This window comes from Polaromonas vacuolata, assembly GCF_012584515.1.
Classification (GTDB): Bacteria; Pseudomonadota; Gammaproteobacteria; order Burkholderiales; family Burkholderiaceae_C; genus Polaromonas; species Polaromonas vacuolata.
The window spans coordinates 1,339,324-1,352,317 of sequence record NZ_CP051461.1; the positions used below are offsets into that span (position 1 = coordinate 1,339,324).

Annotated in this window: 11 protein-coding genes; 10 read left to right on the forward strand and 1 reads right to left on the reverse strand. The window is 54.8% G+C overall.

Going from position 1 to position 12,994, the window contains the following annotated elements; all coding sequences use genetic code 11:
- Positions 1–3 precede the first annotated feature (3 nt).
- Complete coding sequence (locus tag HC248_RS06255) at positions 4–2,019, forward strand: DNA repair helicase YoaA (protein ID WP_168921755.1); 2,016 nt, start codon at positions 4–6, stop codon at positions 2,017–2,019.
- Here HC248_RS06255 and HC248_RS06260 read toward each other — a convergent pair.
- The gene (locus tag HC248_RS06260) at positions 1,994–2,818 is read right to left on the reverse strand and encodes an outer membrane protein assembly factor BamD (RefSeq protein WP_168921756.1); all 825 of its coding nucleotides are present in this window, start codon (positions 2,816–2,818) and stop codon (positions 1,994–1,996) included. The genes HC248_RS06255 and HC248_RS06260 overlap by 26 nt on opposite strands.
- A gap of 118 nt (positions 2,819–2,936) precedes the next feature.
- On the opposite strand from HC248_RS06260, the gene HC248_RS06265 reads away from it, so the two are divergent.
- From HC248_RS06265 to hisS, 9 genes are all read left to right on the forward strand, one after another.
- Positions 2,937–3,947 (forward strand): RluA family pseudouridine synthase, encoded by a 1,011-nt coding sequence (locus HC248_RS06265; protein ID WP_168921757.1) that lies wholly within the window; start codon positions 2,937–2,939, stop codon positions 3,945–3,947.
- 118 nt (positions 3,948–4,065) lie between these two features.
- Positions 4,066–4,908 carry an SMC-Scp complex subunit ScpB gene (scpB, locus tag HC248_RS06270; RefSeq protein ID WP_168921758.1) on the forward strand — a complete coding sequence of 281 codons (843 nt, stop codon included), beginning with the start codon at positions 4,066–4,068 and terminating at the stop codon, positions 4,906–4,908.
- A 40-nt stretch (positions 4,909–4,948) separates the two neighbouring features.
- The gene (locus HC248_RS06275) at positions 4,949–6,601 is read left to right on the forward strand and encodes a pseudouridine synthase (RefSeq protein WP_238342741.1); all 1,653 of its coding nucleotides are present in this window, start codon (positions 4,949–4,951) and stop codon (positions 6,599–6,601) included.
- A gap of 201 nt (positions 6,602–6,802) precedes the next feature.
- Positions 6,803–7,228, forward strand: a complete 426-nt coding sequence (gene ndk / locus HC248_RS06280; RefSeq protein WP_168921759.1) for a nucleoside-diphosphate kinase — start codon at positions 6,803–6,805, stop codon at positions 7,226–7,228.
- Positions 7,229–7,349: 121 nt separating this feature from the next.
- Entirely contained in the window at positions 7,350–8,498 is a 1,149-nt protein-coding gene (gene rlmN, locus HC248_RS06285; RefSeq protein WP_168921760.1) for a dual-specificity RNA methyltransferase RlmN, read from the forward strand.
- The gene (gene pilW, locus HC248_RS06290) at positions 8,495–9,331 is read left to right on the forward strand and encodes a type IV pilus biogenesis/stability protein PilW (RefSeq protein ID WP_168921761.1); all 837 of its coding nucleotides are present in this window, start codon (positions 8,495–8,497) and stop codon (positions 9,329–9,331) included. The genes rlmN and pilW overlap by 4 nt, the downstream gene beginning before the upstream one ends.
- Positions 9,324–10,301: a helix-turn-helix domain-containing protein gene (locus HC248_RS06295; RefSeq protein WP_168921762.1), complete on the forward strand. Its 978-nt coding sequence runs from the start codon at positions 9,324–9,326 to the stop codon at positions 10,299–10,301. Before pilW ends, HC248_RS06295 begins: the two co-directional genes overlap by 8 nt.
- A 59-nt stretch (positions 10,302–10,360) precedes the next feature.
- Positions 10,361–11,623, forward strand: coding sequence for a flavodoxin-dependent (E)-4-hydroxy-3-methylbut-2-enyl-diphosphate synthase (gene ispG / locus HC248_RS06300; protein WP_168923705.1), 1,263 nt, complete (start codon positions 10,361–10,363; stop codon positions 11,621–11,623).
- 8 nt (positions 11,624–11,631) lie between these two features.
- Entirely contained in the window at positions 11,632–12,927 is a 1,296-nt protein-coding gene (gene hisS / locus HC248_RS06305; RefSeq protein ID WP_168921763.1) for a histidine--tRNA ligase, read from the forward strand.
- The last annotated feature ends 67 nt before the right edge of the window (positions 12,928–12,994 follow it).

Below are 12,994 nucleotides of genomic sequence, written 5' to 3' on the forward strand. Positions count from 1 at the left end.
TTGATGGATCTTGAAATTGTTGTCCAAGAAGCTTTCTCAGCAGAAGGTGTTCTGTCTCGTGCGGTTGATCATTTCGTGCCGCGCAGCGGTCAGGCCGAGATGGCCGTGGCCGTGGCCCACGCCATAGAAAATGCCGAGGTCTTGGTGGTTGAAGCCAGTACCGGCGTGGGCAAGACATTTTCTTATTTGGTGCCGGCTCTTTTAAGTGGCGAGCGCGTGCTGGTTTCAACCGCCACCAAAGCTTTGCAAGACCAGTTGTTTGGCCGCGACCTGCCACGGCTGATATCGGCCTTAGGTGTGCCCGTGAGCACAGCGCTGCTCAAGGGTAGGGCTAGTTATTTATGTCTTCACCGGATGGAGTTGGCGTTTCACGATGCCAATTTGTCGGACGTCACTTCGACCCGCGCTTTGTCTCGAATACAAGGTTGGTCGCACACTACCCGCACCGGTGATATGGCGGAGTTATCCGGCCTAGATGAGCGCTCGCCCTTGCTGCCTTTCGTCACCTCAACGCGGGACAATTGCTTGGGCGCGCAATGCCCTAAGGTGAGCGCTTGTCACGTTAATTTAGCCAGACGCGAGGCCTTGGCTGCCGATGTAGTAGTAGTCAACCATCATCTGTTTTTTGCTGATCTGGCGGTGCGAGAGTCCGGTGTAGCCGAGTTGTTACCTACAGTACGAATTGCCATTTTTGATGAAGCCCATCAGCTCAACGAAACCGGCGTGCAGTTTCTGGGTAAAAACCTTAGCACCGGTCAGTTACTAGAATTTTGCCGCGATTTGTTAGCCGCTGGCTTGCAGCTTGCGCGGGGTTTGGTCGACTGGCTGGCAGTGGTTGGCTATTGCGAGCAGGCCGCGCGCGAACTGAGGTTGTGTGCCGGCCAACAAGCGCCGGGCGCCAAGCTGCTTTGGACGGCGACTGCACCTGAGCAGTTGGACCCACTGGCTTGGCGTGCCGCGCTGTTAGATATTCATCAGGCGTTTGAGCAAGCCTGCGAAGTTTTGTTAACCGTGAGTGAAATCGCCGCTGACTTTGTGCGTCTGCACGACCGCGCTACTGAGCTATCTGCGCGCGCCTTGAAATTTTCTCAAGACGCTGTACCGGGTTGTGTGCGGTGGGTGGATGTAGGCCTTCAGCTGCGTTTGGTGGAGTCACCATTGACGATTGCAGACGCTGTCAAAACTCGCATGCTTGAACCCTCGGCGCTACACAGTAGCACGCCAGCGCTGCCGGCTAAAAGTTGGATATTTACCTCGGCAACGCTGGGTGATGATGCCAAGCTGAGTTGGTTTACCGAGCCTTGTGGCCTGAGTGATGCGCGGATTTTGCGCATCGGCAGCCCGTTTGATTATGCGAGTCAAGCCGCGCTGTACGTGCCCTTAGATTTTCCTAAGCCGGGAGATGCCGCGCATCCGGCTAGCGTCGCCCAGTCCGCTGCAGCTTGGGCTAGCCGACTTGGCGGGCGCACCATGGTGCTGACTACGTCGCTTCGTTCGCTCAAATTAATTGCGCAAGCGCTGCAAACTGCGCTTGCGCCGGTTGGCGAGATTGAAGTCTTGACTCAAGGTGAAATGCCTAAGCGCGTGTTAGTTGAGCGTTTTCGTCAAGGCAGTGCGGGCGGCCAGCGCGGCTGTATTTTGGTCGCTTCAGCGTCGTTTTGGGAGGGCATAGATGTGCCCGGTGAATCATTGCAGTTGCTTATCATCGATAGGCTGCCATTCCCGCCGCCAAACGATCCCATGTCTCAAGCTAGAAGTAAAGCGCTTGAAGCCGAGGGTAAGAGCGCGTTTAATAAATATTTTCTACCCGAAGCAGCGGTGGCGCTAAAGCAGGGTGCGGGGCGATTAATTCGCCGAGAAAGCGACCATGGCGTGCTGGTCGTGTGTGATCCTAGACTTGGCGCTATGGGTTACGGCAAACGCCTTTTAAAAGCGCTGCCACCTATGCAGCGGCTTGAGTCTCAAGCCCAGCTAGAAGCTAGGCTTGATCAACTCACCAAAATTTGTACCACGCTTTAGAGACATCTTTAACCGGGCTCATGCCTTGGCTGAGGTAATTGCTACGCGGGTAGCTTTTCTCCATCACGCGCAAGGTGTCGTCACGTAACTGGTTCATGCCTAGTGCGTCGTAGGATTTGTAGATGATGTAGGTTGCCTCTTCCAAGGCTGGCACATCACGGTAATCGGTGATGGCGGTTTGCGCCCGGTTGATAGCGGCAACATAGGCACCGCGTGAGTAGTAGTAGCGCGCCACATGGACTTCTGATTGAGCGAGCGCATTGACGATATAAGTCATACGCAGGCGTGCGTCGGGCGAGTATTTTGAGTCGGGAAAGCGGCTGACCAATTCCTTAAACGAGTCGAATGATTCTTTCGCTGCTTTCTGATCGCGCTCTGCCAAGTCTTGGCGTGAGATGAAGGAAAACAAGCCCAAATCGTCGTTAAAGTTGGTCAAACCTTTCAGATAAAGTGCGTAGTCCAGCGCCGAGCTAGCCGGGTGTAGTCTTATAAATCGGTCGAGTGTGGCTGCGGCCTGCGCATTGTCTCGGCTTTTGTACTGCGCATAAGCTTTCTCAAGCTCCGCTTGCTGGGCTAAAGGCGTGCCGGCTGCGCGGCCTTGCAGCTTTTCAAACAAGGGAATAGCTTTGTCGTAGCTGCCGGCTTGGGCTTCGTCCTTGGCTTCAGCATAAATTTTGTTGGGGCTCCAATTGGCCGTTGGATCGACCACTTTGGTAGCGCAGGCGCTCAGGGAAAGGGCGGCAATCACTGCAATAAAGAGTGGCACACCGGGAACAACCGATAATTTGGCAAAAAACATGGGAATCGACCTCTTGATGACTGATCCGGGAAAAAGCAAATTCATTATATCGACCGACAAGGCAACGCCAGTCGCTGCAACTCGCTTGCACCCTTCCAAATAACTAGAAAATGATTTTATGAATGACAGCGCCAATCAAAGCCTGGGTGATAGCTTGCATGAAAGTGCCAATGATGAGGCCGAAGCTAGTGCCGATTTCGAGCTGCGCAGTGTCAGTGTGCCAGTCCAAGGTCATGGTGAACGGTTAGACCGTGCGCTGGCCGATGCAGTGCCGGAATTTTCTCGCAGCTATTTGCAGCAACTCATTACTGCCGGCGCAGTGCAACTCAATGGCAAGCCCGCGGCTAAGTCGTCGACCAAGGTCAAAGCCGGTGATGCACTCAGCATTGAGTTAAAACCCACGCCGCAAAGCGTTGCCTTCAAGCCCGAGGCCATGGATTTGGATGTGGTGTTTGAAGATGAATACCTGCTGGTGATTAATAAGCCGCCTGGGCTAGTAGTGCATCCCGCACCGGGTAACTGGAGCGGCACGCTGCTCAATGGCTTGCTTGCGCGAGATACCCAAGCGGCACTTTTGCCGCGCGCCGGCATTGTTCACCGTCTCGATAAAGATACCAGCGGTTTAATGGTGGTGGCGCGTCAACGCCAGACCATGGACGCGCTGGTGGCCATGATTGCCGAGCGCAGCGTGAGCCGCCAATACCTAGCCCTAGCTAATGGAGCTTGGCAAGGCAGCAAGAATCGCAAAGTCGACTTACCCGTAGGGCGCGATCCACGTAATCGTCTGCGCATGGCGGTGGTCGATTTGGAGAAAAATTCCGGCAAAAGCGCTTCTACCGACATCATGTTGCTAGAGACGATTGGCGCTTATTCGCTGGTGCAATGCAAGTTGCACACCGGACGCACGCATCAAATTCGCGTGCATATGGCGTCCTTGGGTCATCCACTGGTGTCTGACGATGTTTACGGCGGCAAGCTCGCTGGTGGGCTGACACGTCAAGGTCTACATGCTTGGCGTTTAGCTTTTACCCATCCTATGACGGGCGCGCCGCTGGTGTTTAATTCTCCTTTGCCGTTAGATATGAGCTCAGCACTCGCCGTTTTAGGCCTGAGCTACAATCTGGATTGATAGCGACAAGCTACCGCAATTGAGCCATCATTGCTAAAGTGACGCGTACTACTATTGCGCCCATCTTTGAGTCGCGCCAGCAGGCGCTTTCTGCCGACTTTTTTCGGAACTAAGAAACATGAATACGACGGATGCCAAGCGCGTCCTCGAGACAGCACTTATTTGCGCTCAGCAGCCTTTGCCTCTGCGCGATATGGGGGTTCTGTTTAACGGGGTACTCGCTGCCGACAGCATCAAGCTAGTGCTTGAACAATTACAGGACGACTGGGCAGACAGAGGCGTGGAGTTGGTGCACGTCGCAACCGGCTGGCGCTTTCAAAGTCGCCCGCAGATGCGAGAGTATTTAGATAGACTCCATCCCGAAAAGCCGCCGCGTTACACCCGTGCAACGCTGGAGACTTTGTCCATCATTGCTTACCGCCAACCAGTGACTCGGGGCGACATGGAAGACATTCGCGGTGTGACGATTAACTCTTTAATCATCAAACAGCTAGAAGACCGCGGCTGGATTGAGGTGATTGGCCACCGCGAAACGGTGGGCCGGCCCGCCTTGTTTGCGACGACGCGCCAGTTTTTGGATGATTTGGGTTTGGACTCGCTAGACCAGTTGCCCACCATGGATGGTCGGGCGGCTAATGAGGCCATGATTGAGCAGATTGAGTTTGGTCTTAGCGAACCTACGCCACTTGGCGAGCTGGCCAATAGTGAGTCACCAACCACAAGCGCAGCGGTGGCAGATGGCGACGATAGTTTAAGCAGCCAAGCTGTAGCAGAAACAACAAGCACAGCGATAGTGATAGAAGAAGATATAAAAGAAGACAAAGAAGAAATAAAAGCCGCCTCACCAGAAGAATTACCCGCTGTGACCAGACCGGAACCAGCGCTGACGCAAACCTCGCAAGAAGCCGCGGCCAATCCAGACTTGAATGCAAGTGATAGCCACCGTGACCCCAACGTATAACTAACGCATAACTAGTGCATGACCAATGCACGACATCAGCATGAATGAAAACAGCATGAACCCAGAAGACAATCCATCTGCCAACGCCCAGACACCGGTCACGCCCGTGAGTCAACCATCTGAAACTGCCGCGCCGGCCAGTACTGAAACCAAGACCAGTCAACGCCCTACCAAGGCCGCGCCAGCCGGTGCTGCCAGCTTGTTTGATGAAGTCATCACCGGCCAGTTCGATGCTGACGAAGAAGACGTTGCAGTGGTATTGCCTAAGCGCGTTTTAGCGCCGCAGGCTGAGAGCCCAAAGCTGCACAAGGTGCTGGCGCAAGCCGGACTCGGCTCGCGTTTAGAGATGGAGCAACTCATTGTCGAAGGCCGTATTTCGGTGAATGGCGAGCCGGCCCACATCGGTCAGCGCGTGCAGTTTGGTGACACCGTCAAGGTCAATGGCAAGCCGATTCGCGTGCGTATTGATGCGCCGCCGCCGCGGGTGATTGCTTATCACAAGCCGGCTGGCGAGGTTGTCACGCATGACGATCCGCAAAACCGGCCTACGGTTTTCCGTCGTCTGCCTAAGCTATTCCAAGGCAAATGGCAGTCTGTTGGACGGCTGGACTTAAATACTGAAGGTTTGCTGCTTTTAACCAGCTCGGGCGAGTTGGCAAATCAGTTGATGCATCCGCGCTTTGGCTTGGAGCGCGAATACGCGGTGCGCGTGTTGGGCGCGCTGAGTAATGAAGCAAAAAAACGTCTGCTCGATGGCATCACTTTAGAAGACGGCATGGCCAGTTTCACCACGCTAGAAGCTGGCGGTGGTGAAGGTGCTAACCATTGGTACAAAGTCACGTTGTCTGAGGGCCGCAACCGCGAAGTGCGGCGCATGTTTGAAGCCGTCGGTCATGCGGTTAGCCGCTTGATTCGCATACGTTACGGCGCCATGCTACTGCCGCGTGGACTTAAGCGCGGGGCTTTTGTTGAGCTCGATGACAGCGATATTTGGGCCTTAACCAGTGCCGTGCGTCAGGCCGAAGAGCGGGGCGATCCACGCGCTGCTACTCGCCGTGGCGCGCCATTGCGAAAAGGTGGTGAGCAAGCGTTGGACGCTGACGGCCAGCAGTTAGAGACTGACGAGCCACACGATCCGCATGAATTCCAGCCGCCAGAGCCGCGCGGCAATACCTCCCGTAACGCACCCCGCAATGCGCCCCGCAACGACACGCGCAATGCGCCGCGTAATGCTGGCAATCAGCGCCGCGACAACAATGGCGGCAACTCTCGTGGTCCCGGTCCTGCGGGTGGTCGCGCTAGTGGGCCGAGTGCTTACGGCAATCCTGCACGTGGCGCGCCACGTCGCAACGACAACGGCGGCAACACTGGCTCGGGTCAGGGTGGACGGAATGAGAAGTCGCAACCCGATCCTATGAAAACCTCGTTTGGCTACATAGGCGCCGATACATTTACCCGTCAACGTCAGGCCCAAGGCCAGCAAGGTCAGCGCCGAGGCGGCAGTAGTGGTGGCATGGGCGGCAGCGGCGGTGGTGGCGGTATGGGCGGTGGTGGCTCTAGCAGCGGCCCGCGTGGAAGTGGCGGCGGCGGCGGTCGCGGTGGTAACCGGGGTGGCGGCTTTACCGGCGGTGGCAATGGTGGCGGTTTTGGCGGTGGCGGTGGTCGTGGTGGCAATCGCGGCGGTAATCGATAAGCTAATTTACCCAGTGCTAGCCCATAGAGTTGATGTGAAAAGTAAGTGCTTAAAACCAGTCCTAAGCACTGCGCAGCTATAAGCTTTGTGGGCGCATTCAAGCCGACAACATACACGCTCTGAGGTTTGACCTACAGGTTAAACTCAGAGGCTGTATTCAATTCGAATATTTCAAGCAATTTAGGCTTAAAGGAAAACCAAATGGCGATCGAACGCACTCTCTCAATCATCAAGCCAGACGCAGTGGCTAAAAATGTTATTGGCCAAATCACCGCACGCTTCGAAGCCGCTGGCTTGAAAGTTGTCGCAGCTCGTCTGGCTCATTTGTCGCGTGGCGAAGCTGAAGCTTTTTACGGCGTTCACAAAGCCCGTCCTTTCTTCAAGGATTTGGTTGATTTCATGATCTCTGGCCCAGTGATGATCCAAGCCTTAGAAGGCGAAAACGCGATTCTCAAGAACCGTGATCTGATGGGCGCTACTGATCCTAAGAAGGCTGACGCCGGCACCATTCGCGCCGACTTCGCTGAAAGCATTGATGCCAATGCAGTGCACGGCTCTGATGCTGCTGAAACCGCTAAAGAAGAAATCGCTTTCTTCTTTGCCGGCATGAATGTTTACTCGAAGTAATTTTTTAAAACCATGAAACCCGTCCCTATCCCTGCGCGTACTGCTTGCATGCAGTGCCCGGGCCAGGGCATGGGTTTTGTTTTCCACGGGGACATCTAGTCACCCAGTTAGCGCAACTTTTATGACCACCAACCTGCTCAACTACGACCTAGACGGCTTGGCCGCTTTTTGTGAGCGGCTCGGTGAAAAGCGTTTTCGTGCCACTCAGCTGTTTCGCTGGATCCATCAAAAAGGTGCGACCAGCTTTGAGCAGATGACCGACTTGGCCAAATCTCTGCGTGAAAAACTCCCCGCTTCGGCCAGCATAGAAGGTCTGAAAGTTGTCTCGCGCCACGAATCCGTCGACGGCACCATCAAGTGGCTCTTCGATGTCGGCGCAGGCGATGTCATTGAAACCGTTTTTATTCCTGAATCTGATCGCGGCACGCTATGCATTTCTTCGCAAGCGGGCTGCGCTGTGGGCTGCCGTTTTTGCTCAACGGGCCACCAAGGCTTTAGCCGCAATTTAACCACTGGCGAGATCATTGCCCAGCTGTGGTTTGCAGAACATTTTCTGCGCAAACATTTGGGCCGCGATGAACGTGTGATCTCTAACGTGGTCATGATGGGTATGGGCGAGCCGCTACAAAACTATGCGCAACTGTTGCCGGCTTTGCGTGTGATGTTAGACGACCATGCTTATGGGCTGTCACGCCGCCGTGTGACCGTCTCTACATCGGGTGTGGTGCCCATGATTGATCGTCTAGCCCAAGACTGTCCAATCGCATTGGCTGTGTCGCTGCATGCGCCGCTAGACGCGCTGCGCAGCGACTTGGTGCCACTGAATAAAAAGTACCCGATTGCCGAATTACTTCAAGCCTGCGCGCGCTACCAAGTTGCTGCGCCGCGTGACTTTATTACTTTTGAATACTGCATGCTTGACGGTGTGAATGACCAGCCGGAGCACGCCAGGGCGCTGGTGGCGCTGATGCAAACGCACAAGCTCGATGGTCTCAATTGCAAGTTCAATTTAATTCCTTTTAACCCTTTCCCAGCCTCCGGTTTGACGCGCTCTGGCATGCCTGCGGTGTTGGCCTTTGCCAAAATTTTGCTCGATGCGGGCATGGTCACTACCGTGCGCAAGACGCGAGGCGATGATATTGATGCGGCTTGCGGTCAGCTCGCCGGTGATGTGCAAGACCGTACTGGCGCAGCTCAGCGCATGGCGTCACAGCGGCAAGGTATGCTAGGCGGCATAAAGGTCGTGGTGGCCAGGGACTTAAACGCATGACAAAATTTGGCTATGGCTGGTTATTGGCTGCTTGCTCAGCAATTTTCATTGCCGGTTGTGCTGGCTCTCATGCTGATTCGCCGAACAGCGACAGCGCCAGCTATTCCTCCAATACTGTGAATGGTCGCAGTGACCTCATGACGACTTCTGACGAGCCGGACGGTCGCCGCCGTGCGCGCATACGGTTAGAGTTAGCCTCTGGTTATTTTGAACAAGGCCAAACCAATGTGGCGCTTGACGAAGTTAAAAAGTCTTTGATTGCCGACCCCAACTATGCAGACGCTTACAACCTGCGTGGCTTGGTCTATATGCGGCTTAACGATTTACCGCTGGCTGAAGACAGTTTCAAGCGCGCGCTGACACTCAACCCGCGCGACGCCGATGTGGCTCACAACTACGGCTGGCTGCTATGCCAACAATCGCGCTATCCGGAATCATTTAAGTATTTAGATTTGGCCATTACCAATTCGGTCAACACCGTACCTACCAAAAGTCTGATGGCAGAAGGCCTTTGTCAGATGCGTGCCGGTATGCCGGTTCAGGCAGAAGCCAGTTTAGAGCGCGCCTATAAGCTCGATGCCAGCAACCCAGTCACGGCCTATAACCTAGCATTTCTGCTGCAGCAACGCGGTGATGACTCGCGTGCACAGTTTTATATTCGGCGCTTAAACAACAGTGAGCTGGCCAACGCAGAATCGCTCTGGTTGGGTATTCGCATTGAGCACCGGCTTGGAAACAATCAATCCGTCCAGCAATTGGGCGATCAACTTAAAAAACGCTTTGCGCTTTCGCGCGAGGCAATTGCCTACGATAAGGGCGCATTTAATGAGTGAGTTAAGTTCAGCTTCCGTGGTGACTGATGAGTCAACCGATATCGATGTCAATGCCCAAGAGCGCGACGCCAAGTTGGCGTGTAGTGCTGGTGAATTTCTTAAACGCGAACGTGAGTCAGCTGGCATTCACATAGGTGCGCTGGCCGTACTGCTTAAGGTTCCGGTGAAAAAGCTTGAAGCGCTCGAGTCCGGCCGCTTCGATTTGCTACCTGACGTAGTGTTCGCCCGCGCACTAGCCGCCAGTGTTTGCCGCACACTCAAGATTGATGTGGCCCCGGTGTTGGAGCTTTTTCCGCATTCCAGCGCCCCGAAATTGGGTCAGCAAGCTGTTCGCGCTGCGCCACAGTTTCATGCCGCGGCGGTTGGTGCTGTGCGTCCGGGCACTGGCAGAAAAATTTCTCGCAAGGCCTTGTTTGCCGGTCTAGTTCTGCTGGGCGGTGCGCTGGTGTTGGTGTTTTTGCCGGTCATCAAAACCAAGCTCGGTAGCGCTGCACCCGTTTCTGTTAATTCCCCTAGCGTAATCTTCTTGCCGGACACCAGCCCAGGCTCGCCCGGTGCGACCACGACTAGCAATGATGTCACTACTTTTGGGCCAGCGTCAGCTTTGCCTTCAGAAGCAGCTACAGCGCCATCCATTGCCGCAAGTGGATTGGCAATAGCCGCCGCTCCGGCTTTGGTTTTGCCAGTTCCACCCGTTTTGGCAGCGACCAAAACTGTGCCTGCGCTGGCTGCAACCGGCCCCTTGGTCATAACTGCCAAGCTGCTGTCGTGGGCTCAAGTGACTGACGCTGGTGGCCAAGTCCTGTTACGTCGCAATTTAGAGACCGGTGAAGTGGTTAGCTTGACTGGCGCGCTGCCATTGAGCGTTGTGATTGGCCGAGCCGATGCTATTGCTGTGCAAGTGCGTGGCAAACCTTTTGATGTGTCGTCTGTCACGCGAGAGAATGTTGCGCGGTTTGAGGTTAAATAATGTCAATACCTATCCCTAATATTTCGTCTGACAAGATGCTTTTTGCTACACCTGCTGGCATGCCGATAGAAGTTTCTCAGACGCGTGCGCGCCGCTCTATTCAGGCTAGAGTCGTATGGGGCTCGCGCATAGTGACGGTTGGCGGCGATGCACCAGTGCGTATCCAGTCAATGACTAATACCGATACGGTGGATGCGATAGGCACAGCCATTCAGGTCAAAGAGCTGGCACTGGCCGGCTCAGAGTTGGTTCGTATCACGGTCAATACACCAGAGGCCGCCGCGGCAGTGCCCTATGTGCGTGAACAGCTTGATCGCATGGGCATAGACGTGCCGCTGGTGGGTGACTTTCACTTCAACGGCCACCGCTTGTTGACTGATTTCCCAGAGTGCGCTCAGGCCTTGTCTAAGTACCGCATCAACCCCGGCAACGTGGGTAAGGGCGACAAGCACGATCGTCAGTTCGGTCAGATGATTGAAGCGGCTGTTCGTTGGAACAAAGCCGTTCGCATAGGCGTTAACTGGGGCAGCCTAGACCAAGAGCTACTCGCCAGTTTGATGGATGAAAATAATCTCAGGCCTATGCCGTGGGATGCTAAACAAGTGATGTACGAGGCCTTGATTACCTCGGCTTTAGACTCGGCCCGCTTGGCTGAGTCTATGGGCTTGCGGCGCGACCAAATTATGCTGTCTTGCAAGGTCAGCGGCGTGCAAGACTTGATTTCTGTTTACCGTGAACTCGCGCGCCGAGACACTTATGCGCTGCACCTAGGCCTGACCGAAGCCGGCATGGGCACCAAGGGTACGGTGGCGTCTAGCGCGGCCTTGGCGATATTGCTTCAAGAAGGTATTGGCGACACGATTCGAGTCTCACTCACACCCCAACCCGGCGAGTCGCGGACTCAAGAAGTGGTGGTCGCGTCTGAGATTTTGCAAGCCCTTGGTATGCGCAGCTTTGTGCCCAGCGTCACCGCTTGCCCCGGCTGTGGCCGTACTACCAGCACGACTTTTCAAGAGTTAACGCAGCAGATAGATAACTTTTTACGCGCCCAAATGCCGGTTTGGCGCGAGCAGTATCCTGGCGTTGAAAAACTAAAAGTTGCTGTCATGGGTTGCATAGTCAACGGCCCCGGCGAGAGCAAGCATGCCGATATTGGTATCAGTCTGCCAGGCTCGGGCGAAGCGCCCGCCGCTCCGGTCTACATTGACGGAGAAAAAAGCGTCACCTTACGTGGTGACAACATTGCCGGCGAATTCCACGCAATCGTTGAAACCTATATTAAAAAGCGCTTTGGTACGGTTACCGTTACTGCGACTGAATAAAGAAAAACATGGCTGAAAAGTTAGTTGCCGTCAAAGGCATGAATGATATTTTGCCGCCCGATTCGGCGCGCTGGGAATGGTTGGAAGACAAGGTTCGTCAGCTGATGGCGCGTTACGCATACCGCAATATCCGCACACCCATCGTCGAGCCAACGCCGCTGTTCGTGCGCGGTTTGGGTGAGGTGACGGATATTGTTGAAAAAGAAATGTATTCTTTTGAGGATAGATTGAACGGCGAAGCCTTGACTCTGCGGCCCGAAAACACGGCCGGCGTAGTGCGTGCAGTGTCCGAGCATTCCATGCTCTATGAAGGCGGAAAACGCCTTTACTACATGGGCCCTATGTTCCGCCACGAGCGACCACAACGTGGACGCTATCGCCAGTTTCACCAAATCGGCGCTGAAGCATTGGGTTTTGCGGGTGCTGAAGTTGATGCAGAACTGATTTTGCTAGCCGACGCTTTGTGGCAAGAGCTGGGCATCAAGGATGTACGGCTTGAGCTCAATTCCTTGGGTGAGCCGGATGAGCGCAAGCTGCACCGCGCCGCTTTGATTGCTTACTTCGAAGCGAATATCGAGACGCTAGATGAAGAGGCCAAGCGACGTTTGCACAGCAATCCACTGCGCTTACTAGACAGTAAAAATCCAGCGATGCAGCCGCTACTAGAAGCGGCGCCAAAGCTAATGGATTTTCTCGGTCAAGCTTCGCTAGATCACTTTAATAACGTCAAAGCAATTTTGGATGCCAATGGCCTGGCTTACCGCATCAACCCGCGCTTGGTGCGCGGCATGGATTACTACAACCTCACGGTGTTTGAATTCGTCACCGATAGTCTGGGCGCGCAAGGCACGATTTGCGGCGGTGGCCGTTATGACTATTTGATTGAGCAAATCGGCGGTAAGAGAGCGCCAGCCGTGGGTTGGGCGCTAGGCGTTGAACGCGTGTTAGAGCTGCTCAAAGAACACGGTGTTGAAGTGCCGCAGCCGGTGCCCGATGTCTATGCCATCATTACCGACGCGGCCACTATGCCCCAAGTCATGCCAGTGCTGCAGCAGCTGCGCAGCGCGGGTGTCAAGGTGCAAATGCACGCTGGCGCGGGTCTGGTCATGGGCAGTATGAAGTCACAGTTTAAAAAAGCCGATACCAGCGGTGCACGTTATGCGCTGATTTTCGGCGAGGCAGAGTTGGCGGAGCAATCGGTCGCGCTCAAACCGCTACGCGGTGAAAAACTTGACTCAGCACAGGCCCAACAGCTAAAGCTACTTGCTGATGTAGCGAGCTGGGCGCAGTTGCTGCTGGCCTAGTAGTTCAGCCCTCTACAATACCCACAATTCAATCCGTGCCCATGAGGGCAGATCGCACAAGACTATT

Coding starts and splice junctions, on each gene's coding strand:
- HC248_RS06255 (WP_168921755.1), top strand. CDS start 4: ATGGATCTTGAAATTGTTGTCCAAGAAGCTTTCTCAGCAGAAGGTGTT.
- HC248_RS06260 (WP_168921756.1), bottom strand. CDS start 2,818: ATGTTTTTTGCCAAATTATCGGTTGTTCCCGGTGTGCCACTCTTTATT.
- HC248_RS06265 (WP_168921757.1), top strand. CDS start 2,937: ATGAATGACAGCGCCAATCAAAGCCTGGGTGATAGCTTGCATGAAAGT.
- scpB (WP_168921758.1), top strand. CDS start 4,066: ATGAATACGACGGATGCCAAGCGCGTCCTCGAGACAGCACTTATTTGC.
- HC248_RS06275 (WP_238342741.1), top strand. CDS start 4,949: ATGAATGAAAACAGCATGAACCCAGAAGACAATCCATCTGCCAACGCC.
- ndk (WP_168921759.1), top strand. CDS start 6,803: ATGGCGATCGAACGCACTCTCTCAATCATCAAGCCAGACGCAGTGGCT.
- rlmN (WP_168921760.1), top strand. CDS start 7,350: ATGACCACCAACCTGCTCAACTACGACCTAGACGGCTTGGCCGCTTTT.
- pilW (WP_168921761.1), top strand. CDS start 8,495: ATGACAAAATTTGGCTATGGCTGGTTATTGGCTGCTTGCTCAGCAATT.
- HC248_RS06295 (WP_168921762.1), top strand. CDS start 9,324: ATGAGTGAGTTAAGTTCAGCTTCCGTGGTGACTGATGAGTCAACCGAT.
- ispG (WP_168923705.1), top strand. CDS start 10,361: ATGCCGATAGAAGTTTCTCAGACGCGTGCGCGCCGCTCTATTCAGGCT.
- hisS (WP_168921763.1), top strand. CDS start 11,632: ATGGCTGAAAAGTTAGTTGCCGTCAAAGGCATGAATGATATTTTGCCG.